Annotated in this window: 25 protein-coding genes, 1 tRNA gene and 1 riboswitch; of the genes, 14 read left to right on the forward strand and 12 right to left on the reverse strand. The window is 65.3% G+C overall.

The window, feature by feature from the left end:
- Positions 1-67: 67 nt before the first annotated feature.
- A riboswitch (TPP riboswitch) is annotated at positions 68-206 on the reverse strand.
- 131 nt (positions 207-337) lie between these two features.
- Entirely contained in the window at positions 338-1,057 is a 720-nt protein-coding gene (locus ABCW42_RS18640) for an NUDIX hydrolase (RefSeq protein ID WP_423182586.1), read from the forward strand.
- Positions 1,058-1,116: 59 nt separating this feature from the next.
- Positions 1,117-1,377, forward strand: coding sequence for a DUF4235 domain-containing protein (locus ABCW42_RS18645; protein WP_423182587.1), 261 nt, complete (start codon positions 1,117-1,119; stop codon positions 1,375-1,377).
- Here the strand turns inward: ABCW42_RS18645 and mnhG are convergent.
- From mnhG to ABCW42_RS18680, 7 genes are all read right to left on the reverse strand, one after another.
- Positions 1,374-1,805, reverse strand: coding sequence for a monovalent cation/H(+) antiporter subunit G (gene mnhG / locus ABCW42_RS18650; protein WP_423182588.1), 432 nt, complete (start codon positions 1,803-1,805; stop codon positions 1,374-1,376). The genes ABCW42_RS18645 and mnhG overlap by 4 nt on opposite strands.
- Positions 1,795-2,073: a monovalent cation/H+ antiporter complex subunit F gene (locus tag ABCW42_RS18655; protein ID WP_423182589.1), complete on the reverse strand. Its 279-nt coding sequence runs from the start codon at positions 2,071-2,073 to the stop codon at positions 1,795-1,797. The genes mnhG and ABCW42_RS18655 overlap by 11 nt, the downstream gene beginning before the upstream one ends.
- Complete coding sequence (locus tag ABCW42_RS18660; RefSeq protein ID WP_423182590.1) at positions 2,070-2,636, reverse strand: Na+/H+ antiporter subunit E; 567 nt, start codon at positions 2,634-2,636, stop codon at positions 2,070-2,072. Before ABCW42_RS18660 ends, ABCW42_RS18655 begins: the two co-directional genes overlap by 4 nt.
- Positions 2,633-4,234 carry a Na+/H+ antiporter subunit D gene (locus ABCW42_RS18665; RefSeq protein WP_423182591.1) on the reverse strand — a complete coding sequence of 534 codons (1,602 nt, stop codon included), beginning with the start codon at positions 4,232-4,234 and terminating at the stop codon, positions 2,633-2,635. The genes ABCW42_RS18660 and ABCW42_RS18665 overlap by 4 nt, the downstream gene beginning before the upstream one ends.
- Positions 4,231-4,686, reverse strand: coding sequence for a Na(+)/H(+) antiporter subunit C (locus ABCW42_RS18670; protein ID WP_133204814.1), 456 nt, complete (start codon positions 4,684-4,686; stop codon positions 4,231-4,233). Before ABCW42_RS18670 ends, ABCW42_RS18665 begins: the two co-directional genes overlap by 4 nt.
- The gene (locus ABCW42_RS18675) at positions 4,683-7,775 is read right to left on the reverse strand and encodes a Na+/H+ antiporter subunit A (RefSeq protein ID WP_423182592.1); all 3,093 of its coding nucleotides are present in this window, start codon (positions 7,773-7,775) and stop codon (positions 4,683-4,685) included. The genes ABCW42_RS18670 and ABCW42_RS18675 overlap by 4 nt, the downstream gene beginning before the upstream one ends.
- Positions 7,776-7,916: 141 nt before the next feature.
- On the reverse strand, positions 7,917-8,465 hold the full coding sequence (locus ABCW42_RS18680; RefSeq protein WP_423182593.1) for a TetR/AcrR family transcriptional regulator: 549 nt from the start codon (positions 8,463-8,465) through the stop codon (positions 7,917-7,919).
- Positions 8,466-8,586: 121 nt separating this feature from the next.
- On the opposite strand from ABCW42_RS18680, the gene ABCW42_RS18685 reads away from it, so the two are divergent.
- The 7 genes from ABCW42_RS18685 (at position 8,587) to ABCW42_RS18715 (ending at position 16,953) form a co-directional block, all read left to right on the forward strand.
- On the forward strand, positions 8,587-10,008 hold the full coding sequence (locus ABCW42_RS18685; RefSeq protein WP_423182594.1) for an MFS transporter: 1,422 nt from the start codon (positions 8,587-8,589) through the stop codon (positions 10,006-10,008).
- Positions 10,009-10,054: 46 nt separating this feature from the next.
- The gene (locus ABCW42_RS18690) at positions 10,055-11,458 is read left to right on the forward strand and encodes an MFS transporter (RefSeq protein ID WP_423182595.1); all 1,404 of its coding nucleotides are present in this window, start codon (positions 10,055-10,057) and stop codon (positions 11,456-11,458) included.
- Between the two features lie 101 nt (positions 11,459-11,559).
- Positions 11,560-12,741: an ROK family transcriptional regulator gene (locus ABCW42_RS18695; RefSeq protein ID WP_423182596.1), complete on the forward strand. Its 1,182-nt coding sequence runs from the start codon at positions 11,560-11,562 to the stop codon at positions 12,739-12,741.
- 49 nt (positions 12,742-12,790) lie between these two features.
- Positions 12,791-14,302, forward strand: a complete 1,512-nt coding sequence (locus ABCW42_RS18700) for a glycoside hydrolase family 3 protein (RefSeq protein WP_423182597.1) — start codon at positions 12,791-12,793, stop codon at positions 14,300-14,302.
- Positions 14,303-14,348: 46 nt separating this feature from the next.
- The gene (locus ABCW42_RS18705; RefSeq protein WP_423182598.1) at positions 14,349-15,134 is read left to right on the forward strand and encodes a glucosamine-6-phosphate deaminase; all 786 of its coding nucleotides are present in this window, start codon (positions 14,349-14,351) and stop codon (positions 15,132-15,134) included.
- Positions 15,135-15,259: 125 nt separating this feature from the next.
- Positions 15,260-15,742 carry a cation:proton antiporter regulatory subunit gene (locus ABCW42_RS18710; RefSeq protein ID WP_423182599.1) on the forward strand — a complete coding sequence of 161 codons (483 nt, stop codon included), beginning with the start codon at positions 15,260-15,262 and terminating at the stop codon, positions 15,740-15,742.
- Positions 15,743-15,747: 5 nt separating this feature from the next.
- Positions 15,748-16,953, forward strand: a complete 1,206-nt coding sequence (locus tag ABCW42_RS18715; protein WP_423182600.1) for a cation:proton antiporter — start codon at positions 15,748-15,750, stop codon at positions 16,951-16,953.
- A gap of 37 nt (positions 16,954-16,990) precedes the next feature.
- On the opposite strand, the gene ABCW42_RS18720 is transcribed toward ABCW42_RS18715, so the two are convergent.
- Both ABCW42_RS18720 and dcd read right to left on the reverse strand, forming a co-directional pair.
- A complete protein-coding gene (locus ABCW42_RS18720; RefSeq protein ID WP_423182601.1) occupies positions 16,991-17,932 on the reverse strand; it encodes an endonuclease domain-containing protein in 942 nt (313 codons plus the stop codon).
- 156 nt (positions 17,933-18,088) lie between these two features.
- Positions 18,089-18,664: a dCTP deaminase gene (dcd, locus tag ABCW42_RS18725; RefSeq protein WP_423182602.1), complete on the reverse strand. Its 576-nt coding sequence runs from the start codon at positions 18,662-18,664 to the stop codon at positions 18,089-18,091.
- A 147-nt stretch (positions 18,665-18,811) separates the two neighbouring features.
- On the opposite strand from dcd, the gene ABCW42_RS18730 reads away from it, so the two are divergent.
- Positions 18,812-20,587 (forward strand): CAP domain-containing protein, encoded by a 1,776-nt coding sequence (locus ABCW42_RS18730; protein ID WP_423182603.1) that lies wholly within the window; start codon positions 18,812-18,814, stop codon positions 20,585-20,587.
- Positions 20,588-20,590: 3 nt separating this feature from the next.
- Here the strand turns inward: ABCW42_RS18730 and ABCW42_RS18735 are convergent, their stop codons facing one another.
- Entirely contained in the window at positions 20,591-21,037 is a 447-nt protein-coding gene (locus tag ABCW42_RS18735; RefSeq protein ID WP_423182604.1) for an SRPBCC family protein, read from the reverse strand.
- Positions 21,038-21,296: 259 nt separating this feature from the next.
- Between ABCW42_RS18735 and ABCW42_RS18740 the strand changes: the two genes are divergently transcribed.
- Positions 21,297-21,367: transfer RNA gene (locus ABCW42_RS18740), tRNA-Gly, on the forward strand.
- A gap of 85 nt (positions 21,368-21,452) precedes the next feature.
- On the opposite strand, the gene ABCW42_RS18745 is transcribed toward ABCW42_RS18740, so the two are convergent.
- Positions 21,453-22,853 carry an MFS transporter gene (locus ABCW42_RS18745; protein ID WP_423182605.1) on the reverse strand — a complete coding sequence of 467 codons (1,401 nt, stop codon included), beginning with the start codon at positions 22,851-22,853 and terminating at the stop codon, positions 21,453-21,455.
- A 152-nt stretch (positions 22,854-23,005) separates the two neighbouring features.
- Here ABCW42_RS18745 and ABCW42_RS18750 point away from each other — a divergent pair, with 152 nt between their 5' ends.
- Positions 23,006-23,860, forward strand: coding sequence for a LysR substrate-binding domain-containing protein (locus tag ABCW42_RS18750; RefSeq protein WP_423182606.1), 855 nt, complete (start codon positions 23,006-23,008; stop codon positions 23,858-23,860).
- Between the two features lie 20 nt (positions 23,861-23,880).
- On the opposite strand, the gene ABCW42_RS18755 is transcribed toward ABCW42_RS18750, so the two are convergent.
- Positions 23,881-24,477, reverse strand: coding sequence for a TetR/AcrR family transcriptional regulator (locus ABCW42_RS18755; RefSeq protein WP_423182607.1), 597 nt, complete (start codon positions 24,475-24,477; stop codon positions 23,881-23,883).
- 99 nt (positions 24,478-24,576) lie between these two features.
- Here ABCW42_RS18755 and ABCW42_RS18760 point away from each other — a divergent pair, with 99 nt between their 5' ends.
- Together ABCW42_RS18760 and panD are read left to right on the forward strand one after the other, a co-directional pair.
- Positions 24,577-24,882, forward strand: a complete 306-nt coding sequence (locus tag ABCW42_RS18760) for a hypothetical protein (protein WP_423182608.1) — start codon at positions 24,577-24,579, stop codon at positions 24,880-24,882.
- A 55-nt stretch (positions 24,883-24,937) separates the two neighbouring features.
- Complete coding sequence (panD, locus tag ABCW42_RS18765; RefSeq protein WP_423182609.1) at positions 24,938-25,366, forward strand: aspartate 1-decarboxylase; 429 nt, start codon at positions 24,938-24,940, stop codon at positions 25,364-25,366.
- Positions 25,367-25,467: the final 101 nt, after the last annotated feature.

Raw genomic sequence — 25,467 nt, forward strand, 5'->3', positions numbered from 1 at the left:
TCCTGAGGAACAGGAGGGGAAAGTGTTTGCGGCTTCCTGGGCAGCTTCCGCCGCGCCGGTTTCCGGACACTTTGAGAACTCGACTCCCTTGCGCCGGTACTAGCCGGATCAGGTTCGAGGGTCTGCGGCTATCCGCACTCTCAGCGCCCATCCTCCGCGTCCGCACTGCTGCGGGCACGACGGCCGGCGCTCCCCTGTCGTTATCAAATGCACCCTTTCTGGGCGTGGTTCAGTTTACACCTCGGCTTGTTTTTGGACCCTTTGCGACCCGATTGCGTCTCAACCTGCTGGATCACCGGAGACGCCGGCCCAGGCAGGCCCCGGTATGGTGACAAGCATGAGCGAAGCGAACAGCCCAAAGGTGGCCGAACCCAGGCTCGCCGCGAGCGTGATCCTTGTCCGGGACGTGGCTATTCCTGACGACGAAGGGACTGGACTTTCCGGCTTGGAGGTCTTTGTCCAGCACCGGGTATCCACCATGGACTTCGCCGCCGGCATGGTGGTTTTCCCGGGCGGGCGCGTCGACCAGGTGGACAGCTCCGGCTGGGACTTCACGGACGACGTCGTCGAGCGGCACGCGTCCGCGTGGCACCGGAGCAGCCTTGCCACCGATCCCGCTTCGGCCCGGCACAACGCGGGACGCGTCCTGGCCGCCGCCCAGCGCGAAGTCTTCGAGGAAACCGGGCTGGAGCTCCCGGCCACGGCCCTTCGCCCTTGGGCAAACTGGGTCACTCCCGCAGACCAGCCCAAGCGTTTCGACACGTTCTTCTACTTGGCCTTCCCCGATCGCGGGTCCGAGCCGCAGCACCAGACAACGGAGGCGTCGTCTTCAGTCTGGTTGCCCGTGCAAGGAATCCTCGAATCCGAGGCCGCCGGTACGCTCAAGCTGATGCCTCCCACCTTGGCCCTGCTGGAAGAACTCCTCAGGCTCGGCACGATGGACGCGGTGGAAGCCGAAGATCGGGACATCTTCCCCGTCCGGCCGGAACCCGGCGCCCTCGAAGAGTTCTTCCGGCTCCGGCGCCAAGCCCGGCAGCAGGGCCGGCCGGACGCGTGAGCCGGTTGTGGGGTTAGGCTGGGGACGGCCCCAGTTTCGCCAAACGAAGGAGTCCCGGAATGAACATGCTCATCAAGCTCATGGGCACCGCCATCAGCATCGTCGCAGGCTTGGTCGGAACGAAGATCGTGAACACCGTCTGGGAGAAGACCACGGGCAACAAGCCGCCGACCGACAAGGACGAAACCCCCCAGAGCCTTCGTTCGGCGCTTACCTTCGCGTTGATTTCCTCAACCGTCAGCACAGTCATCCAGGTCCTGGCCAACCGCGGCACGCAACGCGCGATCGTCCGCTTCCAGAAGACCCAGGACATCGTCTAGGGCTGCTTGCCGGCCTCTTCGTCCTTTTCCCCGGCTGGTTCTTCGCCAGCAGACGCTTGTTCGCCCGCAGCCCGAAGCACCACGGCTTCCAGTTCGTCGGCGCTGAGCAGCTCGGGGTGGAGGTGCTTGGTCCTGTAACCTGCGCGGCCCACCATGTGGGCGGATACGGGCACGGTGAGCAGCTGGAAGATCCAGGCAACCAGCAGGACCGGCCACACCCACCATTCGCGCATTTGAAGGCCTATGGCGGCCAGGACCAGGAACAGTCCCAGTACCTGCGGTTTGGTGGCCGCGTGCATCCTGCTCATGAGGTCGGGAAAGCGCAACAGGCCTATCGCGGCGCCAAGCGACATGAGGGCGCCGACAATCAGCAAGACCGCGGTGACGGCGTCGATCACGGCGTCCATTCCGGTGGCGTCAGGAGTCATTGACCTGCCCCCTGCGGTCGGCGACGAAGCGGGCCACGGTCACGGAACCGATGAATCCAATGAGCGCCAAGGCAACCAGCAGCACGAGGTTGTTGAGGTGCCGGTTGACGGCCATATCGATTGCGAGGGCCGCGCCGAGGATGGCGAGCAGCACGTCTGAGGCGAGGACCCTGTCCAACAGGGAAGGCCCGACGGCGATCCGGTAGATCGCGCCGGCCGCCGCGAGGCTCAGGATCACCGCTGTGACGATCAGGACGAGGTCTTTCACGATCGGGCTCCCCTCGTTGCAGGCCATCCTTCGGCCTGGAGTGCTTCCATTTCGGCCCGGGTTCCCATGATGCGTATCAGTCCTGCCTCTGTGTCCTGGACTTCGCGCCGAAGCTTGGCGAGGTCGGCTTCGTTCCGGACGTTGAGCCCGTGGATGTACAGCGTGGACGTGGAGCGGTCCACCTCCACCACAAGGGACCCCGGAATAAGCGAGATCACGTGGCCTGTGGCGGTCACCATGAGGTCTGAATGGCTCCGCAAAGGAACGGCGACGACGGCGTTGGTCACCGCGGGTCCCCGGAAAATAGCGAGGTACATCACGTTCAAGCTCGCTGCCACCACTTTGCCGAGGAACACCACGGCGAAAGGAATGGCCCGGAGCACGTTGAAGCGCCCGCTGAGCTCGACCGGAGGCAAGTAGAACACCCGGGCAACCACCACTGCCACCATGGCGCCGAAGACGAGGTTGCCGGGGCTGAAGTCGCGCCAGAGCGCGCCCCAGACCACCACGAGCCAAATGAGGAGGGGAAGTTCGGTGCGGAAGGAGATCCGTTTGCGGCTCATTTGCCGCTCCCCTGGACACCCGGTTGGACACCCGGTTGGACACCCGGCGCCGCGGTTCCTGGAACGTGGGCGTTGTCCCCCAGTACCGAATGGATGTAGGCCGTCCGGTCCAGCATCTGTTCGGCGGAGTTGCCTGCCAAATGGAAGAGCGGACCGGCAAACACAGTCAACGCGACGCCGAACACCACCAGGGCCGTGGTGGCTCCCACCATGGACCGCGGAAGCAGGCCCACACCGGCCGTGTCCTTCAGGACGCGATCGGGGTATTCCGCGTCCTCGGGTTTGCGCCAGAACGCGCGGTTCCACACGCGGGCAACTGCCAGGAGGGTCAGGAGGCTCGTGACCACGCCTCCCACCACCAAGGTGATGGCCAGCGGTGTCCCAAGCGCGATCCCGGCCTGCAGGAGGCCAAGCTTCCCGAGAAATCCGGAGAACGGCGGGATTCCGGCGAGGTTCATTGCCGGAATGAAAAACAGGAGGGCCAAGAGCGGAGACAACTTGGCGAGCCCTCCGAGCCTGTCCATGGATGAGCTTCCGCCACGGCGCTCGATCAAGCCCGTCACCAGGAAGAGGCTGGTCTGGACGGTGATGTGGTGCGCCACGTAGAAGACGGCAGCGGCCAGTCCGGCAACCGAGGACATTGCCAGGCCGAACACCATGTACCCGATGTGGCTCACCAAAGTGAAGGACAGCAGACGTTTGATATCGCTTTGGGCTATCGCGCCGAGGATCCCCACCACCATGGTCAACAACGCCACCACCATAAGGGGCGCGTTGAGGGTATCGCCGGGGAAGAGCAATGTTTCGGTGCGGACCATGGCGTAGACGCCCACCTTGGTGAGCAGGCCCGCGAACACCGCGGTGACCGGCGCGGGTGCCGTCGGGTAGGAGTCTGGCAGCCAGAAGGAGAGCGGGAAGACGGCGGCCTTGATGCCGAAGGCCACCAGGAGCATGACGTGCAGCAGGTTCCTGGTTCCCGGATCCAAGCCGGCCAACTTGACTGCGAGATCGGCCATGGTGATGGTTCCGGTGGCGCCGTAGATCATGGCGATGGCGATCAGGAACAGCACCGAGGACACCACGGACACCACAACATAAGTGACGCCGGCGCGGATGCGCGGACCGGTCCCGCCCAGCGTCATGAGCACGTAGCTCGCCGTGAGCAGGATTTCGAAGCCGACGTAGAGATTGAAGAGGTCGCCCGTGAGGAAAGCGTTGGAAACCCCGGCAACCAGGATCAAGTAGGTCGGGTGGAAGATCGATACCGGCGCTTCGCTGTCCCCGTCCGCCATGCCTTGGCCAGTCGCATAGACCAGGACGGCGAGGCTGACCACGGAGGAAACCACCAGCATGAGCGAAGAAAACTGGTCCACCACCATCACCACGCCGAACGGCGGGAGCCAGCCGCCCAGGGTGACGGATGCTGTCCCGGTGGTCCAGACCGAGGCGAGGAGCCAGCATTCCAACAGCAATGTGAGGGACAACAGGCCGATGCTGACTACGCGCTGCGCCCGGGGATTCCGGTTCAGGGCGAAGGTGAGTGCCGCGCCGAGGATGGGAAGGACGACGGCGAGCGGTGCCAGGCTGGCGATGTTCACTCGGTGGCTCCTTCCTTGGCGGCGGCGGGCACTTCAGTAACAGGGAATTCCGAGGTCTCTTCGGGAACCACGGAGTCGTCCTCGGCGTCGAAGCTGGGGGTCTTGGCGACGCGGCGGTCTTCGGCGTCGTCCTGGATGTCGTCTTGCCGCGCCAGTGCCCAGGTCCGGTAGATGATTCCGAGCATGAAGGCTGTGACCGCGAAGGAAATCACGATCGATGTCAGGATCAAGGCCTGCGGCAGGGGATCGTTGTAGTCGTGGGGGTCGGTGGATTTGCTGAACAGCGGGGCAAGTCCCGCGTACCCGCCGGTTGCCAGGATCAATAGGTTCGTCGCGTTCGCGAGGAGCATGAGTCCCAGCAGGACGCGGGTCAGGCTGCGCTCCAGGATGAGGTAGATCCCGCATGCGTACAGCACGCCCATGACGATCAACAAGGTCAAGTTGACGCTCATGGGGTCCTCTTTGTGGTTGGCGCGGTGGTCGTCGTTGGCACGGTGGTCGCGGTTTCGGCCGATGCCGGGCCGGCCGAACCGGCTGGGGAAACCCATGAACGCTTGGCGTCCGCGCTGGCCGTTTCCTCGAAATGCTCGTCGATCTCGCCGCCAAGGCTGCGCAGCACGTCCAAGGCAAGCCCGACCACCACGAGGTAGACACCGATATCGAAAATCGTCGACGTCACGAACTTGATGTCGCCGAACAGCGGCAGCCAGAACTCGAAGATGGCGCTCTGGAAGACCTGGCCACCGAAAAGGAGCGGCACGAACCCGGCGACGGCCGCCGTCGCGAGGCCTGTTCCGAGCAGCATGCCGGCGCTGATCGGCGCGGCTTCACGGAGCTCGAAACGGCCGCCCGCCAAGTAACGGATGGTGAGCGCGAGGCCGGCCGTAAGTCCCCCGGCGAAGCCTCCGCCCGGCAAGTTGTGGCCTGCGAGCAGCAAATAGACGGAGAACACGATCATCGAGTGGAAGATCAGCCTGGTGACCACTTCGAAAATGATCGAGCGGCGCTCCGGTGCCAGGGTCCGGCCCGCCACGAGCCAGGGATCGGCAAGGGATCCGGCGAACTTGCGGACCATCGCCAAGGAGGCTTCCTCGCGCGAATTGCCCCCGACGGCGGGGCGCCGCCCCACGCTGCCTTCGGGCACCGTTGCGGACTTGACGATGCGTTCACCCCGGCTGCGGACGAATATCAGGCTCGCGACGCCGGTAGCGGCGACCGCGAGGACCGAGATCTCGCCGAAGGTATCCCACGCCCGGATATCCACGAGGGTCACGTTGACGACGTTGAGGCCGCCGCCGCCCTCGTAGGCGAGCCGGGGGAAGGACAGCGAAACAGGGTTGGAAATGCGCGCCCCCATGGCGTAGATCGCCACGAAGATCATGGTCACGCCGAACGCGACGCCGATAATGACGCGGACCACCCGGTATTTGCCGCCGGTCCGGTCCCGGAGCTCCGGAGGAAGGCTGCGCATCGCCAGGACAAAAGCCACCAGGATGATGGTCTCAACCAGCATTTGGGTCAAGGCGAGGTCCGGCGCGCCTTGGAACGCGAACAACAACGCGATTCCATACCCGGTCACGGACACCATCAGCACTGCTAGGAAGCGCTTGTTGGCACGGACGGCGGCCAAGGCACCGACGATGATTCCGGCAGCGGCGATGCCTTGAAGCGGGGAATTCGGATCTATCAGGTACAGGCCGCCGGGAATGGGCTTATTGGCCATGATGAGGGCCGTGAGCGGGACTGCGAAGGCGACGGTGAGGATGACCGCCAAGTAGAAGTAGAGGGAACCGCGTTGCGTGCGTCCGGTCACCCACACTGCGACGTCGTCCAAGGCACCGATGGTGCGCTGGTAGGCGCGGTCGCCGTCGATCCAGTCAGGGACGCGGGATTGGGCCCGGGATACGAAGTTCCGGGCGTAGACCATGGCGATACCTGCGGCGAAGGTAACGGCGGTAAGCCCGAGCGCCGTCGTCAATCCGTGCCACAGCGCAAGGTGCCCTGCGCTCGAAGCGACGGTGCCGGCGTCGTGGTTTCCGCCGAAAACTGCCGCGTACGGTTGGATCCAGCTGTCCACGGGATCCGGCCAGAGGCCGTAAACCACCGTGAGGAAGCTCAAGACGGCGGGTGCCGCCAGGAAAGAGGGCTTGATGGCTTTGAACGGAGTCCGGTCGACGCCGGGCTTCGTGGCGAAAGCTCCCCACATGAAACGGGCGCTGTAGGCGAAGGTGAGGATGGATCCCAGCACGAGGCCCACCAGGAGCACTGGCCCCCACGGTTCCGACGCCGGATCCGCGCCGTAGTGGACGAACGCCTCGAACACGGATTCCTTGGCCACGAAACCGGCCAGCGGCGGAACCCCGGCCATGGAGGCGGCGGCGATGCCGGCCACGATGGCGAGGGCCCGCGAGGACTGGTACACCCCGGAAAGCTTGCGGATATCCCGTGTGCCGGACTGGTGGTCGATGATGCCCACCACCAGGAACAGCGCTGCTTTGAACAGGCCGTGCGCCAGCAGGAGCGCAAGTCCGGCCAACGCGGCGTCGGGCTTGCCGAGCCCCACAACCATGGTCAGGAAGCCGAGCTGGCTGACGGTGCCATAGGCAAGGATGAGCTTGATATCGGTCTGACGCAGCGCCCGGTACCCGCCCACCAGCATCGTGGCGAGGCCAAGGCCGAGCACCAGCGGCAGCCAGGCGGGACTGTCGCTGAATCCCGGCGCCAGGCGCGCCACGATGTAGATGCCCGCCTTCACCATCGCCGCGGCGTGCAGGTAGGCGCTCACCGGAGTGGGGGCCGCCATGGCGCCCGGGAGCCAGAAGTGGAAGGGAACCAGCGCGGATTTGGTGATCGCGCCCACCAGGATGAGTACGACGGCGGCCGCAACGGCAGCCTGCGCCGGTCCGGTAGCGAACGTGGAGGCTTCGGCCATGATTGCCGAAATCCGGTAGGTCCCGGCTGTCTGGCCGAGGATGATGAGCCCGACGAGCATGGCGAGGCCGCCGGCAGTGGTGACCATGAGGGCCTGCAGGGCCGAGCGCCGGGCTGCGAGGCGGGTGCGCGCATAGCCGATCAGGAGGTAGGACAGGACCGTGGTGAGTTCCCAGAAGATGAACATCATCAAGAGGTCGTCGGCCGTCACCAGGCCGAACATCGCGCCCGCGAAGGCGAGGAGCTGCGCTCCGAACCCTCCGAGGTCGGCGTCCTCGTTCTTGAAGTACCGCGCGCAGTAGACCAGGACCAGCGTGCCGACGCCCAAGACCAGCAATGACATGACCCACGCCAGGACGTCCATGCGGAAGGCGAATTCCAGCTTGAGGTCGGGAATCCAGGGCATCGTCTCTTCGATGGCGCCGCCCGTGGAACTGCCGCCCGTGGAAAGGTGGCCGCCTGCGTAGACCGCACCATACTGTCCAAGGAGCCAAGCAAACGCTCCGGCCGGAACGGCCGCCAGGATATAGAACGCATTCCGCTGGAATTTCCGGAAGATCCAGGGCGCCACAGTTGCCGCTGCAAAGGTCACGGCAAGAACTGCGATCACTGGTATCTCCGCAAAAGTCAGGAATAAGTTGTCAAAAGTTGGAGCAAGCGGTCAAACGTTGGGTTCGGTGCAGATAGTTTATCAATCGCATGTGACAAAGAATGTCCGGCTGCGCAGCCGTGAAGGGCCCCGCGGAGCGGGCTAGGAAGCGAGCAATCCGTCCGCGACGATCGCGAGCATCGACGCCGACGCGTCGGCCGGTAGTTCGCTGTTGTCTACTACTGCGGCCACGCCGCCGACGAGCCTGCTGATCTGCATGGCCTCGACTCCGGGACGCAAGGCGGAATCCAACTTTTCGATCACACGCTGGTTGGCGCCGAGGTAGGTCTGGCACTTCGCCGCGAACGGGGATCCGGGGTCGCCCAGTGCGGCCGTGATCCGCGCAGCCGCACCCTTGTGTTCGGTCAGCATTGCCGCATAGTCGGTCAGCCAACTCAGCAGCTGCTCCCGTGCGGGCGCATCGAGGGTGAGTGCGCGGTCGACGGCGGCGTTGACCCTGTCCGCCCAGGCTTCGAGGACGGCGTCGTAGAGCGATTCCTTGGTGGGGAAGTGCCGGTACAGCGTGCCTGCGCCCACTTCGGCGCCCTTGGCGACTTCGTCCATCGACACGGCGTCGAAGCCTTTCGAGCGGAAGAGCGCACGCGCCACTTCCACGATCCGATCGCGGTTGCGTTGGGCGTCAGCGCGCACAGAAAACACCTCATCAAGTAGAGCCTGTTGCAAAGCGGAGAGAGTCTCCGTATAGTTCTAAGCGGAGCATCTCTCCTCTTAGTGTACGTCAGCCCCTCGGCTAGAACAGGACACCACCCCCATGACATCTTCAACCGCCACACGTGTCCCCGGCGGGATCGCGCTCGCCGGTCGCCGCACGGGCAGCATCGGCCTCTGGCTGGTCATGCTCGCCCAGCTCATGCTCGTCCTCGACGCTACGGTCGTAAACGTCGCGCTCCCCCACATCGCCTCAGACCTCCACTTCACACCGGCCGGACTCAGCTGGGTCCTGAACGGCTACGCCGTCGCTTTCGGCGGCCTCCTGCTGCTCGGCGGACGGATCGGAGACGTCCTCGGCCGCCGCCGCACCTTCCTCATGGGCGTCGCTGCTTTTACGGTCTTCTCGCTCCTCGGCGGCCTCGCTACCTCGCCGCTCCTGCTCGTCGCCTCACGCGCCCTCCAAGGCCTCGGCGCGGCCTTCGCGGCACCCAGCGTGCTCGCCCTCATCACCACCAGCGCCCGGGACGACGGCGCGCGGAACCGGGCCCTCGCCCTGTTCTCCGCCATCGCCTCAATGGGCGGAGCGCTTGGCCTCATCCTGGGCGGACTCCTCACGGACACCACCAGCTGGAGGTGGACCCTCTTCATCAACGTGCCGATCGGCGTCGTCATCCTCATCGCGGTGCCCCGCCTCGTGGCGGAAACTCCGCGGCGGCCGGGGCGTTTCGACATGGTGGGGGCCATCACCGCAACGGGCGGCGCAATCGCCATCGTCTGGGCCCTCATCCAAGCGGGCGACGACGGTTGGTCCAGTCCCCGCACGATCGGCGGCCTGGTGGTCGGCGCAGTGTTGATTGCCGTTCTCGCCTTCACCGAGCGCAGGGTGGCCCACCCCCTGCTGCGTCCCCAACTGCTCCGCAGCCCGAGCCGCGTGGCGGCGCTGGCCGCAATGGCAGCAACTTACGGCGGAATGCTCGCGATGTTCTTCCTCATGGTCCAATACCTCGAGGACCACCTGCACCTCACCCCCATGGTGACGGGGCTGGCATTCCTCCCGATGCCCTTGAGCATCTTCGCGATGTCCCGCGTCGTGCCGCGGCTTGTCGAACGGCTTGGCGCAGTCCGGCTCGTCATTCTCGGCGCCGCACTCCGCGTCATTGCTTTCCTGCCGCTCACGCAGCTCGGTCCGTACACGAACTTCATGGTGGTCATCGCCGCCCTGCTGTTCACCGGAATCTCGGCCGGCCTGACCTTCATGCCGCTCACCACGCTCGCCCTGCGCAACGTAGAACCCGAACATGCCGGATCCGCTTCCGGGCTTTTCCAGACCATGCAGCAACTCGGCGGAGCGGTGGGGCTCGCCATCGTGGCGTCGACCTACGCGGCGTTCGCCACCCCCGGCGACTTCCTCACGGGCGGACGGGCCGGGTTCTGGTCCGCGACCATCCTCTCCGCCATCGCGCTGGCCGCCGTCATGGGACTGGTGATCAAGCCGCGGAAGATGGCTTCACGGCAAAGTTAACTGCGAGCGAAGTCATCTGTCGCTTCCGGCGGTTACCATTCAGACCATGAACACGGCAGCTCAGTCCGAAGCCCCGCACCCCGCGTCCGAGCTCGCCTCCGGTCCCGCGGTGTCCAACAAAGGCCAGATCGTTGCCTGGGCATCCTGGGACTGGGGTTCCGCGGCATTCAACGCCGTCATGACCACATTCGTCTTCACCGTCTACCTGACATCCAAAGCCTTCGGCGGCGGAGACGAGGCCTCGGCGACGTTGGGTGCCGCACTGGCGATTGCCGGCGTCGCCATTGCCGTCTTGGCACCGGTCACGGGCCAACGCTCCGACGCCGGCGGACGCCGCAAACGGTGGCTTGGCGTCAACACCATGCTCGTGGCGGTCCTCACGGGGCTGTGCTTCTTCGTTTTCCCGAAGCCCGAGTTCCTGATCCTGGGCGTCTCCCTGATCGCCCTCGGCAACGTGTTCTTCGAGTTCGCGGGCGTCAACTACAACGCGATGCTCGCCCAGATTTCGACGCCGGCCAACATCGGCAAGGTGAGCGGCTTCGGCTGGGGCATGGGCTACTTGGGCGGAATCGTCGCACTACTCGCGGTACTGCAACTCTTCGTCCAGCCTTCCTTCGAGTGGTTTGGCGCATCGACGCAGGACAGCCTGAACATCCGGCTCGTCGCTGTCTTCTCGGCGCTATGGTTGTTCATCTTCGCCTTGCCGGTCCTGTTCGCGGTTCCGGAATTCTCGGTCAGGAAATCGGAATCGCGCCTCGGATTCCTGGCCTCGTACCGGCTGCTGGCCCGCCGCATCTCGGCCATCTACAAAACCAGCCCGCACACCATCTACTTCCTGCTTTCGAGCGCCATCTTCCGCGACGGCTTAGCCGCGGTCTTTACCTTTGGTGGAGTCATCGCGGCCGGGACGTTCGGATTCGAGCTCAAGCAAGTCATCTTCTTCGCGATTTTCGGCAACGTCGTGGCCGCAGCCGGGGCCATGATCGGCGGATTCCTGGACGACAGGATCGGCCCCAAGGCGGTCATCGTCATTTCACTCATAGGACTGCTCGTAGCGGGAACGGCGATCCTGGTCCTCGGCAACGGAGATTACGTCTTCTTCGGAGAGCACTGGGCAGGCAGCACGACCTTCTGGGTCTTCGGCCTGTTCCTTTGCCTCTTTGTTGGACCGGCACAGGCGTCATCCCGGGCATACCTCGCACGACTGGCCCCGGATGGCGAGTCCGGCGAGCTGTTCGGGCTGTACGCCACCACCGGCAGGGCCGTGAGTTTCCTCGCCCCGGCCCTCTTCACCCTGTGCATCACCATTGCAACGCCCTTCGTCGCATCCGGCGGCGCGCAGCGCTGGGGCATCCTGGGCATCATGGTGGTTCTCTTGGCCGGGCTGTTGGTGATCCTCCCGGTGAAGTCGCCGGACAAAGCAGACATCGCGGTCGTCCCGGTGCGTTAACGGCACAGGGACGGGCGCCCGGGTCGTCAACGGGCGCACTGTTCCACGGAAATCCGGCGAACCCCTTGAATATTGTTTGTTAGTAGAGTTTACTAACTTCCATGGAAGCCCTTCGTGACCGTCAATTCAGCGATCACTACCGGCCCGGTTCACGGCGCACGCAACGGACCAGCGCGGCCACCTTGCCCTCCGACGGACGAGCCCACAACTTGTCCTTGGTGCGCCAAACCCTCCACTCCGCCGGGGCAATGAGCCGTGCGGAGCTCTCCCGGACCCTTGGCCTGACCCGCGTCACAGTTTCGGACCTCGTCTCGGAGCTCATCGAGCGGGGCCATGTTGTTGAGCTCGGCCAATCGGATGAGGTCCGCCCCGGCAAACCGGCCATCCTCGTGGACATCAACCGCCAAGGCCTCCAAGTCATCGGCATGGACCTCGCCGAAAATTCCGTGTTGCGCGCGGCTGTCCTGGACCTCGACGGCAACATCCTCCACCGGGTGGAGCACGAACTCGCCGAAGAAACCGGACAGGAAGTGATCCAGCAAGTCCTGGAGCTCGCGTCCGAGGCGGCGGAGCGCGCCACCGCTACGCTCCTGGGGATCGGCGTGGGAACTCCCGGCATCGTCAACGCCGAGGGCATCGTCACCACCGCTCCCAACTTCGAGTGGAAGGACGTCCCGCTCCGCAGCCTCATCGAGGAACACACGGGACTGCCGACCCTCGTCTCCAACGACGCCGACGCCGCTGTCCACGCTCACCACACATTCGGCGGAGGCAGCGACGACGCAGTGCTCGTCAAGATCGGCCGCGGCGTGGGTTCGGGGCTTATTGTGGGCGGCCGCCGTGCCCGGGGCGCACACTTCGCAGCCGGCGAAATCGGCCATGTCACCGTCGGGACCGACGGCGGGGCAATGTGCAAATGCGGGAAGACCGGTTGCCTCGAAACGTGGATGTCCGTCCCGAGCCTCGAACGGGCCCTCGCCGAAGCAGCGGCGGGTCCCGAACCCGAGGCGGCGGCCGCCGTCGTACTCCGGGAAGCCGGCGAGCGGCTCGCGATCGCCCTCGCACCCGTGGTCGGCGCGCTCGACCTCTCCGAACTGGTCCTCAGCGGACCCCGGGAGCTCCTGGCTGGCACGCTCCTCGATGCCGTCCGGCAAACGTTGATCTCGCGTTTGCTGCACCAAGACCCGTCGCCGGTCTCCGTCCGCCTCGCGGACAACGCGGAGGACATCGTCCTACGCGGAGCCGCCGTGATGGTTCTTTGGAACCAATTGGGCGTCTCCTGATGACAGCGCCCACCAACCCCGCAAGCGTCCTTTGAAGAAGGAGCCGGACATGGACACGATTCAGTCCTCCGCAACCGCAGTCACAGCCGATCCCGCCAGCACGGGCGATCTTCGCCGCCTGGCGGCCGGCACACTCATGCCGGGCTTCACCGGGATCGCCGTTCCCGTGTGGATCCTGGACGCGTACGACGCCGGGCTGGCGGCTGTGTGCCTCTATGGCACCAATGTGGCGTCCCCCGTCCAATTGCGCGAGCTGTGCGCGGGGCTCCGTTCCCATGCGCCGAACTCGTTGATCGCCGTCGACGAAGAAGGCGGGGACGTCACCCGGCTGCACTACCGCACCGGATCCAACCAGCCCGGAAATGCCGTGCTCGGGCGCCTGGACGACGTGGAACTGACGGCCGCGAGCGCATCGGCCATTGGCCACGAACTCGCCGCATTGGGCATCAACCTCAACCTGGCCCCGGACGCCGACGTGAACTCCGCCCCGGACAATCCGGTGATTGGCGTGCGCAGCTTCGGGGCCGAACCGGATTTGGTGGCACGGCACACGGCAGCATGGATTCGCGGCCTTGAAGATGCGGGCGTGGCATCCTGTGCGAAACACTTCCCGGGGCACGGCGATACCACCACGGATTCGCATTTGGCGCTGCCCACAGTCACGGCTGACGCGGCCACGCTGGATGTCCGCGAACTCGCCCCGTTCCGCGCCCTTGTTGCGGCCGGCGGCGCCACCGTGATGACGAGCCACATCCTGGTGGAGGCTTTGGACCCTGACCACCCCGCCACTTTCTCTTCGCGCATCCTGCAAGACCTGCTGCGCGGACGCATGGGATTCGAGGGCGTGATCATCACGGATGCCTTGGACATGGCCGGCGCGTCCGCGCAGACCGGCGTCCCGGAGGCTGCCGTGCGGGCCTTGGTAGCGGGAGCGGACCTGCTCTGCCTGGGATCGGACACAACCCCGGCTTTGTTCGAACAGACCCTCGCCGCAATCACCCGTGCAGTCCAGGCCGGTCGCCTGCCGCTGGAGCGACTCGCCGACGCCGCTGCCCGCACGGCCGCCTTGGCCGGGCGGTTCCCCGCCGCGAGTGCTGCGGAAATCCAGGAAGCGGCGGTCCGGGGGCAAGGCGCCTCCAAGGGGACGGATCCGAAGGGGCCGGAACTCATTGACGGCGAGCGCATCGCCGAGGCCTTCGACGTCTCGCCCGCAGCCGAAAAGTGGCTTGCACGCGAAGAGCCAGTCGCCATCGTCCAGGTGGAAACCGGAGCCAACTTCGCGGTGGGCCGCGTGCCGTGGGGACCGGCGGCAGCAACCCGGGCGATTGTCGGCGAAGGCGAGGTGCCCGACGGAGCGCGGGTCGCCGTCGTCGGGCGCGGACTGGATGCCGAGCATCCGCTGTGGACCACGTTCGCCCGGCTGCGCGCTGAGGGGCACGCGGTGATCGCCGTCGAGTGCGGCTGGCCGCGCGGCGGGGCTGACATCGTGACCTACGGTGCGTCCCTCGCGGTTTCGCAGGCCCTGACCTCGTTGCTTTTGGGCGGCGGCTCCGCTTCCTAGAAGCAGGTCCGAGCCCGCAGCCACTACCCCTCCACAGAGAGCCGACATGGAAGTCATTGTCACGCCCACATCCGAAACAGCCGCCTCGGCTGCCGCCCAGGCCGTCCTTGCGGGCCTTCCCGCGGGCAAGCCGCCTGTCCTTGGCCTCGCCACTGGCTCCTCGCCGCTCGGCCTGTATGCCGAGCTCGCCGCTGCGGCCGCCGCAGGGCGCGTGGACTTCTCGGCGGCCAAGGGCTTCGCCCTCGACGAGTACGTAGGACTCGCGGCAGGGCACCCACAGTCCTACCGCCAGGTATTGATCCACGAAGTGTGTGACGTCATCGGGCTCCCCTTGGCCGGGCTGAATGTTCCGGACGGCACCGGAGCCACGGACGCGGCGCTCAAGGCCGGAGCCGCAGCCTACGATGCCGCAATCCGAGCGGCCGGCGGGGTCGACGTGCAGGTCCTGGGAATAGGGGCCAACGGCCACGTGGGCTTCAATGAGCCAGGGTCCTCGTTGTCCTCGCGAACCCGGGTGAAGCGTCTTGCCTCCCGCACCCGCCGGGACAACGCCCGGTTCTTCGCCGACGAAGCCGATGTTCCCACCCATTGCATCACCCAGGGGCTCGGCACCGTCCTGGACGCTCGTCGGCTCGTGCTCATCGCCACCGGTTCCGCCAAGGCCGCGCCGATCGCCGCCGCCGTGGAAGGCCCGCTCTCCGCGTCCTGCCCGGGCTCGATCCTGCAGTGGCACCCGGACGCCGTGGTGGTCGTCGACGAAGCGGCCGCTGCCGGGCTCGCGGACCGTGAATACTACGACGACGCCGCGCGCGGACTGGCGTTGGCACTGTAGTGCCGGTGGGCTGCTTCGGGCTGCCGCGCATCTGGGCGTTGCCTGCATGCGCCCTGTGACCTGCCTGTGACGCCTCTGTGAGCGGCGACATTCCGCCGACACCCCTCGAGGACTAGGGTGTAGCTATGAACGTGGATGAGACAGTACTGCCAGGCTTGGGGGTCCGCAAGGATTTCGTCACGGCCTCGGGACGCCGGATCGGTGTTGTCGAGATGCGCGAAGGTGAAACGGAATTGTTCGTCTCCACGTGGGACGATCCCGATACCTGCCAGGCGTCCATCCCGCTCACCGCCGACGAAGCTTCCTGCCTGGGCAACCTCCTGGGCGGCCAGCACCTCGCCATGAGCCTGGCCGAAGCCCACAAGGACATTCCCGGCATCGCCACACGGCAGTTCTCCATCACTGCCGATTCACCCTTTAACAACCAGCCCATGGGGAAGGCCCAGATCCGCACGCGCAGCGGTGTCTCGATTGTCGCGATCATGCGCGAAGGCGAGGTGGTTCCCTCGCCCGCACCCGACGTCGTCCTTCACATGGGCGACCTGCTGGTGGCTGTCGGCACGCAGAAAGGTCTTGACTCTGCGGCTGCCATCCTCCGCAACGGCTGACGGCGATGGATCCCCTGGCCCTGACCCTCATTGAGCTGGGTGCAGTCGTTTTCTGCCTCGGCCTCCTGGCTCGCTTGGCCGGCAGGATCGGCATGTCCCCCATTCCGTTCTACCTCGTGGGCGGACTCGCGTTTGGCGCCGGAGGGTTCGTGAACCTCGATGGCATGCACGAGTTCGCGCACCTGTCCGGCGAAATCGGCGTCATCTTGCTTTTGTTGATGCTTGGCCTGGAGTATACGGCCGCGGAGTTGGTCAACGGGCTGCGGCGCTCATGGCAAGCGGGCGTGTTGGACCTCGTCCTGAACTTCGCTCCCGGCGCGGGCATCGCGCTCCTCCTCGGTTGGGGGGTGGTGGGCGCGATCGTCATGGGCGGCGTTACCTATATCTCCTCGTCCGGGATCGCGGCCAAAGTGATCACCGACCTCGGACGGATCGGTAACCGCGAAACTCCCGTGGTTTTGGCCATCCTGGTGTTCGAAGACCTCACGATGGCGATCTACCTCCCGATCCTCACTGCCATCCTGGCTGGGGTCGGTTTCCTTGGCGGCCTCCAGACCGTGGGTATCGCCTTGGCCGTGGTCACTTTGGTGCTGGTGGTGGCGCTCAAGCACGGTCATCGCGTGTCCCAGGCCGTGCACAGCGAAAACTCCGAGGTCTTCCTGCTCAATGTCCTGGGGGCCGCGCTCTTGGTGGCAGGCATCGCTTCCGCCATGCAGGTTTCAGCCGCGGTGGGGGCGTTCATGCTCGGGATCGCCATTTCCGGCGCCACGGCCCACAACGCGACGCGCATCCTCGAACCCTTGCGGGACCTCTTCGCCGCGCTGTTCTTCGTGGCGTTCGGACTCAACACGGATCCTTCGGGAATCCCTCCGGTGCTCGGATGGGCCCTGCTTTTGGCGATCTTGACGGCCGCCACCAAGATGCTGACCGGGATCTGGGCGGCCAAGCGCGCGGGCATCGCCGTTCCCGGCCGCTTCCGCGCCGGAGCGGCCCTGATTGCCCGCGGCGAATTCTCCATCGTCATCGCAGGCCTGGCCGTGACGTCGGGCGCGGTTCCGGCCGACCTTGCAGGACTCGCTACGGCCTATGTGCTCCTCATGGCCATCACGGGACCCCTCGCGGCACGCTTCGTGGAGCCCGTAGTCAAGGCCTTCCGCAAGTCTTCGCGGAAACCAACCCCGGCCGAGCCGAGGACTTCCGTCGAGGCGTGAGATCCCGGCCCTTTCGCACTCCCAAAAGGCCGAGATCTCACGCCTCGATTCGCCACCCCGCTCGAGCGAGGGCATCGCGCACGCGATGAGTGACGCCGTCGAACCCCCGTGCCTTGACGTGCCTTGCCGTAATGGTCACGGATGTCCACCCGATTGCGGCGATGGATTCGTCACGACGAATGTCCGATTCTTTCTGGTCCGCCGTCAGATGATGGCTACCGTCGTAGTTGACCGCGACCTTGTACCGTCGAAACGCCAGATCCGGCCAGGCCAACTCCCAACCAGTCGAGTCCTGCACCACAAACCGCAATTCAGGTTCGGGCAGGCCTCGCCTGACGATGGCCAGACGGAGTTTTGTTTCGGGAACGGAGTCGGCCCCAACCCTCGCCAAGTCCAGCGCTCTCCAGGCGTTCCTGCGTCCGCGGACGCCGGGGTTGGCCTCCACTTGCCCTCGCAAGTCTTCGAGGGAACAAAGAGCCACACGGTTGCGCCCAAAGCTGCGCGACTGGGAACAGATGAAATGGTCGGCTGCCGCGACCAGATCGTCCAGCGGCAGCAGGGCAGCCAAGTCGAGCCAAGTCCGGGCCGGGCTTGTGATGGGGATACCGTCGAGGACTTGCCGGTCGGAGGCGCCCAGGAGCACTCGACGCCCGACAATTCCCTTGCGTACAGGACGATTCCCGCCGTCCCACCGCAACAGGTGCACGAGCGGCTGGCCCTCGAGATCGAAAGGAAGGGGGCAGCCCCAGAGGATTGCAGCCGTTAGGCCGCAGCACACAGTCCCCGGCGAGAGGCCAGTCAAAAGCCTCGCGGTGTGCGTGAGCTCCTGGCCTGTTCCCCAGGGAACACGCACTCCGCGGCTAGCGACGCGGAGGTCCTTGTTCCATGCTCGGCTTTCGGCAACCCCGGCTGCTCGCTGCTCCGAAAGGGTGAACGATCTGCCCCTCAGGGCGTCGGGAAGGGGTCCGGGATTGCGCATGCACCAATTCTTGGTGTTTGCGGGCTGGCCCGGCCGGTTGTCCACAGTGTGGAGGAGGGGTGACTCTCCCCGCGCGAATCGAGGCGTGAGATCCCGGCCCTTTCGCACTCCCAAAAGGCCGAGATCTCACGCCTCGACGCGCCGCAGTGAGAAAGCCTAGATCGCCGTCCGGTGGAAGTTGAGGTGGCTGCGGCTGGCGGTGGGGCCGCGCTGGCCTTGGTAGCGGTTACCGTAGCTACCGGAACCGTAGGGGAACTCGGCGGCCGAGCTGAGGCGGAAGAAGCACAACTGACCGATCTTCATGCCCGGCCACAGCTTGATGGGCAGCGTGGCCACGTTGGACAGCTCCAAGGTCACGTGTCCAGAGAAACCGGGGTCGATGAATCCGGCCGTGGAGTGCGTCAGCAAACCGAGGCGGCCCAGGGAGGACTTGCCTTCCAGGCGCGCAGCGATGTCGTCAGGCAGGCTCACGGTTTCGTACGTTGAGCCGAGCACGAATTCGCCCGGGTGCAGGATGAAGGGTTCGTCGCCTTCCACCTCCACCAAGCGGGTCAGTTCCGGCTGCTCTTCGGAGGGGTCGATGTGGGCGTACTTGTGGTTGTCGAAGAGCCGGAAAAAGCGATCAATCCTGACATCCACCGAGGACGGCTGAACCATTTCGGGTTCATAGGGCTCCAGGACGATGCGTCGGGAGTCGATTTCGGCACGAATGTCGCGGTCAGAGATCAGCACAGGTTCAAAAATACCGTATGAGCCGCGCAAGCCATGGTGCAGGAGTGGCGCATGGGACTATAGTGCGGAACATAGACTGCCGTTGCTCTTGCTTTTTGGTCTCAAACGGCGGCAAAACCGGAATCTGGGGATACGTTGCGACGAATTGTGGTGCCCATCGCCGTGCTGGTGGCTTGCCTCCTCACGGTCCTGGCCCCTGCCTCGGGCCCCCAGCCCCTCCCGCTTCCGCTCGCGGCAACCGGAACCGCTCCAACCGGCCCCGGCTCACCTTCCGCCCCCGGAACTGAAAGTACGACGACGACGCCCGCACCGGCGTCGGGATCCACCCGCCCGCAGGCCGAACCTTCGTCCGCCGCACCTGCCGCCGTCGGGTCCGCTCCCGGCGCTGCCAAGCAGGCCCAAACCCCGGCGGCCCAGATCCCGACGTCAACGGTCCCCGCAGCCCCGGACGCGTCCGCCCAAACTCCGGCCGCCCCCGCTGCCTCCAGCTCCGCCGCCGGGTCCGGAACGGTCGGGTCGCCGCAAGCAGTCGGACCCCCTCCCGTGCCTTCCATCCCGCCGGCCTTGGGACCGGACCCGCTCCCGGCCGCGGCCACGGACGGCCAGTCGTCGAGCAAAGGCCCCGCCGCGGTATCGCAGGTCTCGGCCCAGGCGCTGGTCAAGGACGACAACTCCGCCCAAATCCTGGCGGTATTCAACGCGATCAACGCCTATCGGACGTCCCTCGGCCTGAATCCGGTGAAGTACAACCCCACAGTTTCCACGCTCTCGCAAGAGTGGTCCGACAACATCGCCACGCGCCAGGTCATTGAGCACCGGCCCAATTTCTGGACCGATCCCCGGGCCTTGAACCCCAACAACGGCGCAGGCGAGGTCATTGCGGTCCGCTGGGACAGGAACGCCGCGCAACTCGTCGAATGGTGGAAGAGCTCACCGGCCCACGATGCCCTGCTGAAGGATCCGCGCTTCAACGTGATCGGCGTCGGAATCACCTTCACGGACGGCAACTGGCAAACAACCCCCAACAGCTACACGATGTGGGGCGTCGTCAACCTCTTTGGCTACACCACCCTTCCAGCCGGCACCGTCAACAGCCCGGGCGCCGGGACCACGCCGCCGCAGCAACCGAACCCCAGCGTTTGCGATCCCATCGCCAAGGTCCAGCCACCAACGCTGAACCTCAGCGCAGCCGCGATCCGCAGCGCTGGAGACATCGTCGCGGTCGATGCCGCCGGAAACCTGAAGGACTACCCGGCCCTCGGCAACGGCTCGTACGGGCCCGCGCGGGCGGTTGGATCCGGATTCGGCGGCTCGAAAGAGCTCATGGTCACGGACTGGGACCGCGACGGCGTTTACGACGTCATGGCCCAAATGCAGGACGGCAGGCTGCTGCTCTATCCGGGCCTGGTGGGCGGCGGTTTCAGCGCGCCCGTGACCTTGGGCCAGTTTGGCTGGCAACCCATGACCATGGCCGTCGGCCTGTGGTGCGTGGGCAACAGGCTCCCCCAGGTCCTCGCGACGGACCCGAACGGCGTGCTTTACCTCTACCCGAACCGGGGCCTGGGCGCCCTCGGCCCGCGGACGCAAGTGGCCTCCGGGGTCAGCGCCATCCGGCTCAGCATGGTGGACTACGACGCCAACGGCTACCAGGACCTTTTGGCGGTGGAGCCGGGCGGCAACCTTCGCCTCTACCGCGGATCGGGAATGCCCGCACCCGTGGCCGAGGCGCGGCCCATCGTGGGGACGAGTTGGACGGACTATTCGGACTTGCGCTCGCTCCGGAACGTGACCGGGCTCAACTCCACTGGCATCGCTGGCCTGCTGGGCAACGGCACGATTGAGTACTGGGACCTGAGCAGCGGACAGCTCACGACGCCGACTACTCCCCTGACGGGGCTGGTCGGCCTGAAACTGGCGCAATAGGCCTTACTCGTCGGGAGCTTGCTCCTCGATGACCGACTTGAGCTGCTCCAACTGGACCACTTCGCCTTCCATGGTCTTCTGGATCATGCCGTTCATGAGCTTCTTCAGGCCTTTGGGATGGAACTCCAGGGCGAAACGCAAGCGGGTATTCGGCCCTTCCGTGCTGAGGTAGTAGCCGCCCGTGGGGCGCGCAGGGCCGGCGACGACGGCGAAACGGACTTCGGCGCCCGGCCGCGCTTCGGTGATTTGGAAGTCAGCCGCGACGGGCCGCCCGCCGGGGCCGGATAGGGTCTGCTGGTAGACGGCACCCTTCTCGCCCGCCTGCCCTGAACGCAAGGAAATGCTGCGGACGCCGCTGCGCCACAAGGGATTGTTGAGTCCGTCCACGAGGAAGCGATAGACGGTCATGGCGTCACGACCAATGAGCACTTCGTGCTGTGCAAATGCCACTGCAACCTCTTTCGGCGTACGACTCACGGACATAGCCCGGTTCCCCATGACACAGCAGCTAACTGCTACAGAATAATCAGCCCCGGAGCGGCGGGACACACCTGCGTCGAGCCTTAACCGAATCTTTACGAGTAGCGCCGAATATTTGATGCGACCGTGACGTGGACGGTATTCAGAAAAGCCTGCCGGTGAGTCTGGTCTGGACCCATCGGCTTTCTACGCTAAGCTGGGATCTGCTCCGGCAAGATGGCGGGGCAATGCGGGCGTAGCTCAATGGTAGAGCGCTAGCTTCCCAAGCTCGATACGCGGGTTCGATTCCCGTCGCCCGCTCGCATTCCAGCAAAAACACCCCGGTCATTGACCGGGGTGTTTCGCGTTTTCCGGGCCGTATTCTTTTTCGGCGGCCGGGCGGCACTCAGGCCGATTGCGCGACGATCCGCACCATCCGCCGTCGGTCCCTGACGTCCACCTTGAGGCGCAGCTCGGACTTCCGCGCGAGTACGACGGCGACTGTCGCCGCCGCGAGGGCCGGCACCCCGCCGGAGACCAGGATGGCCGCGTGCGGGTTGAGGTGTTCGGCGAGCCACCCGAGCATGGGGCCGCCGATAGCCTGCCCGCCGATGAGCACCATGATGTAGAGGCTCATGACGCGGCCGCGGATGCTCATGTTGGCGCTGATCTGGACCAGCTGGTTGGCGGCGGTAAGGAACATGAGGCACCAGAAGCCGGCGAGCACCATCGCGGCTCCGAACCATGCCATGGAAGGCGCGAGGGCGGCAAGGCACAGCATCAGTCCGTACATTCCGGCGCAGAAAACCACGGAACGCAACCGCAGTTGGCGTCGGCGGGCCGAGGTGATCGCCCCCGTCAGCGCTCCGACGGCCACCAGGGCGTTGAGCAGTCCGTAGCCGCCGGCACCCGCACGGTAGATGTTGTCCGCGAATGCCGCGAGGAGGACCGGCAGGCTCATTGCGAAGACCGCCACGAACCCCGCCATGAGCCAGGGCCAGTAAATGGTGGGCTTGTTGAGGGCGTAGTGCAGGCCTTCCTTCAGCATCCCCTTGCGCTTGGGCACGGGAGTGCTGACATACAGCTCGTTCTTGCGGAGCATGAGGAGCATGCTCACCGTTGAACAGCAGGCGACGGCGTTCGCGGCGAAGGCCCAGCCCGCGCCGACCGCCGTGAGCAGCACGCCCGCCAAAGCAGGGCCGATCAAGCCGCCCAGCTGGAAAATGGTGGAGTTAACACTGATGGCGTTGCGAAGGTACTTCGGTCCCACGAGTTCGTTGACGAAGACCTGGCGTGCCGGCTGGTCAAGGACCGTCACCAGCCCCAGGACCAAGGCGATCAGGTAGACGTGCCACACCTCGATGCGGTGGCTCAGTGCCAAGGTGGCGAGGATGGCGGCGAGCGCGGCCGCCACGCCCTGGCACCCGATGAGGATGCGCCGTTTCGGGAAGCGGTCGGCCACCATGCCGCCCCAAGGGCCAAGGAAGAGGGAAGGCATGAACTGCAATGCCACGGTAAATCCGACGGCGGTGACGGAGCCCGAGAGCTGGAGAACCAGCCAGTCCTGTGCAATGCGCTGCATCCAGAGGGCAATTACGGCAACGAAATGGCCACTGGCGAAAATGCGGAAATTGGGGACCTTGAGCGCAATGAAAGTGTGACGCCAAGGCAGCCGTTCGCTGACGACGGCGATTGGTTGGGTAATAGCGTCCGAAGGGTCAGCAGCATCTGGAATTCGGCTGCTTGCGGTGAGTGAATCGATGGTTGGTTGGCTGACGTTTGCCGCTGCGGGCGGTGGGGGTGCCAAAGTTGTTCCTCGGATAGAAGGTTTCACTGGGATGGCTTTAACGCTAGGGTTGGGCCGCGTAATTATGGAAGCAAATTCCCTGTATAACTAGCATTACAAAGCGCAATATGCTGGAATCTCGTCCAAGGACAGTCCCGCATCAAAGGAGAACCGTGTTCGAACCGGTACAGCTGCGGTCCTTCCTGGCCGTCGCCGAGACATTGAGCTTCACCAAGGCTGCCGAGCGCCTCGGCCTGGCCCAGCCCACCGTCAGCCAGCACGTCCGGAAGCTGGAGATGGCGGCCAAGCGGGCCCTCGTCGCGCGCGACACCAGGGATGTGCGGCTCACGGACAATGGGGACGCCATGGCCGGTTTTGCCCGCAACATCCTGGCCGCCCATGATTCGGCGGCGAGGTATTTCTCCGGCTCGGCGATGCGCGGCCGCTTGCGCTTCGGCACTGCGGACGACCTCGCGATCACCGGCCTGCCGCGCATCCTCCGCGAATTCCGGCAACTGTATCCACAGATCAACCTTGAGCTCACGGTCAGCCAGAGCGACCAGCTCTACAAGCGCCTCAACGCCGGCCAGTTGGACCTGGTCTTCGTGAAGTGGGTGGGGGAAGCCAAGGACGGCACGGTGGTCCGGCACGACAAGTTCGCCTGGGTAGGCGTGGAACAGACGGTGCTCGACCCCGCCAGCCCCGTTCCCCTGATTTGCTACCCGGCACCGAGCGTGAGCCGGAAGCTGGCCATCGATGCCCTGGAGGCAATGGGACGGACGTGGCGCGTCACGTGCTCGACGAAGCAGATCGCCGGGGTCTTGGCAGCGGTCCGGGCGGGCATCGGCGTCGCTGTGATGCCATCGTCATTGGTTCCCGAGGATCTCACGGTGATCACCAAGCGCTTCGACCTCCCGCCCGTGGGGGACGTGGACTTCACCCTGATCCGGAATCCACTGGCCAACGCGGAAGTGGTGGACGCCCTGACGCAGGCGATCATCGGCAGGACGCTCAACAAGCAGGCCTAGGCGCGAGCACCCTTCGCGCTTCAGGCGATTCCGGCCTCCTGGGCGAGGCCGCGTGCGGCCGACAAGACGGTCATGACAATCGCTTTCCTGCGCCGCTCCACCCTGCTGGGCTCCTTGCCGGCCATGAGGCCATCCAGTTCGGGCAGCACCGGCCAGGCATCACAGAGCGCAATGATGGTAAGCATCAGGTCCGCCGCATCTTCCCTGGAAGTGCCGGGCATGGCCCGAATGACGCTGTCCACCTTGTTGCTGCAGTTCGCTGCCCGGTCCGGGCGGTTCACGACGTACCCGCCACGTTCGAGCCCTTCCCAGAACAGCAGCCTTGGCAGTGTGGCATCTTCGTGGTGGTGGTCGAAGAGCCTGCCGGCGTAGTCGGCCAAGGCCTCGGGACCACTGCCTTCGATGCGGACTTCGTCCACGACTTTACTGAGTATGTCCGCGACCACGGCATCGAAGAGCAGGTCCTTCTTGCCGAAATACTGGTAGATCCGCTCCTTGTTGACGCCGGCCGCCGCCGCGATTCGGTCAACCCTTGCCCCGGCGAGTCCGAACTGGCAAAACTCGGCAGTGGCCGCCTCGAGGAGAAGCCGTTTGGTCCGATCCGTATCCCAAGCCATGTCCCTATATTAACAGAATCCAACTAAACAGTTGCAGTTTGCCTGACTGGTGGCTAATCTGAACGCACCCCGGAAGCAACTAATTAGTTGGAGAATTACATGAGCACCCAAACCCCGCTTGCAGCGCCCGTTCAAGGCACCGCATCCACGCCGGTTTCCGCCCCTGCTCCTGCCGCCGCGACCGCGCCTTCCGTCCACGTGCGCGCAGTCATTACATGGCTGGCCATTTTCCCGCTCGTCGCCATCGGAATGACGGCCCTCGCTCCGCTCACAGGGGATTGGCGCCCGGCCCTCCGCGCCCTGGTCCTGACGCTCCTGGTGGTTCCCACCGCGGTCTATTTCGTGGTCCCCCGACTCCTCGCGGCCTACGGTTCCTTGATGCGGAGGCAGGCAAGCAAGCGATAGCCTGTGTCCGGTATCACCCGGCGATCGAACAGCCACGCGCTAAACTTGTCACGTTATGAACCGCACAATGTTTAAGTCCAAGATCCACCGCGCCACGGTCACCCATGCTGACCTGCACTACGTGGGTTCAGTGACGGTCGACCTTGACCTGCTGGATGCCGCGGATATCCTGCCCGGCGAACTGGTCTCGATTGTCGACGTCACCAACGGCGCACGCCTGGAGACTTACACCATTGCGGGAGAACGCGGCTCCGGCGTCATCGGCATCAACGGCGCAGCAGCGCACCTCGTGCACGTGGGCGACGTCGTCATTCTCATCACGTACGCCGAAATGACCACCGAGGAAGCCCGGGCCTACCGTCCGCGGGTCGTCCACGTTGATAAGGACAACAAGATCGTCCAACTCGGCGACGATCCCGCCGAGGGCCACACGCCGGGCCTCATGCGTCCGCCGCACGCCCTCAACAACGCCGCCCTGAACTAGCCGCGCTCCCGGCCGGGCCCGCGCGGGTCCGCAGCGGTCCACATGGCGGAACTTCCCGCCGTCGGGCACTACTCGCAAATAAAGCTGATTTAGGCTGGGAG

The sequence above is a fragment of the Arthrobacter sp. NyZ413 genome (assembly GCF_049390645.1).
Classification (GTDB): domain Bacteria; phylum Actinomycetota; class Actinomycetes; order Actinomycetales; family Micrococcaceae; genus Arthrobacter.

What these genes read in the sequence shown, in the direction of transcription:
- ABCW42_RS18640 (WP_423182586.1), top strand. Translation starts at nt 338, where the DNA reads ATGAGCGAAGCGAACAGCCCAAAGGTGGCCGAACCCAGGCTCGCCGCG.
- ABCW42_RS18645 (WP_423182587.1), top strand. Translation starts at nt 1,117, where the DNA reads ATGAACATGCTCATCAAGCTCATGGGCACCGCCATCAGCATCGTCGCA.
- mnhG (WP_423182588.1), bottom strand. Translation starts at nt 1,805, where the DNA reads ATGACTCCTGACGCCACCGGAATGGACGCCGTGATCGACGCCGTCACC.
- ABCW42_RS18660 (WP_423182590.1), bottom strand. Translation starts at nt 2,636, where the DNA reads ATGAGCCGCAAACGGATCTCCTTCCGCACCGAACTTCCCCTCCTCATT.
- ABCW42_RS18670 (WP_133204814.1), bottom strand. Translation starts at nt 4,686, where the DNA reads ATGAGCGTCAACTTGACCTTGTTGATCGTCATGGGCGTGCTGTACGCA.
- ABCW42_RS18685 (WP_423182594.1), top strand. Translation starts at nt 8,587, where the DNA reads ATGACATCTTCAACCGCCACACGTGTCCCCGGCGGGATCGCGCTCGCC.
- ABCW42_RS18690 (WP_423182595.1), top strand. Translation starts at nt 10,055, where the DNA reads ATGAACACGGCAGCTCAGTCCGAAGCCCCGCACCCCGCGTCCGAGCTC.
- ABCW42_RS18695 (WP_423182596.1), top strand. Translation starts at nt 11,560, where the DNA reads ATGGAAGCCCTTCGTGACCGTCAATTCAGCGATCACTACCGGCCCGGT.
- ABCW42_RS18700 (WP_423182597.1), top strand. Translation starts at nt 12,791, where the DNA reads ATGGACACGATTCAGTCCTCCGCAACCGCAGTCACAGCCGATCCCGCC.
- ABCW42_RS18705 (WP_423182598.1), top strand. Translation starts at nt 14,349, where the DNA reads ATGGAAGTCATTGTCACGCCCACATCCGAAACAGCCGCCTCGGCTGCC.
- ABCW42_RS18710 (WP_423182599.1), top strand. Translation starts at nt 15,260, where the DNA reads ATGAACGTGGATGAGACAGTACTGCCAGGCTTGGGGGTCCGCAAGGAT.
- ABCW42_RS18715 (WP_423182600.1), top strand. Translation starts at nt 15,748, where the DNA reads ATGGATCCCCTGGCCCTGACCCTCATTGAGCTGGGTGCAGTCGTTTTC.
- ABCW42_RS18720 (WP_423182601.1), bottom strand. Translation starts at nt 17,932, where the DNA reads ATGCGCAATCCCGGACCCCTTCCCGACGCCCTGAGGGGCAGATCGTTC.
- ABCW42_RS18755 (WP_423182607.1), bottom strand. Translation starts at nt 24,477, where the DNA reads ATGGCTTGGGATACGGATCGGACCAAACGGCTTCTCCTCGAGGCGGCC.
- ABCW42_RS18760 (WP_423182608.1), top strand. Translation starts at nt 24,577, where the DNA reads ATGAGCACCCAAACCCCGCTTGCAGCGCCCGTTCAAGGCACCGCATCC.
- panD (WP_423182609.1), top strand. Translation starts at nt 24,938, where the DNA reads ATGAACCGCACAATGTTTAAGTCCAAGATCCACCGCGCCACGGTCACC.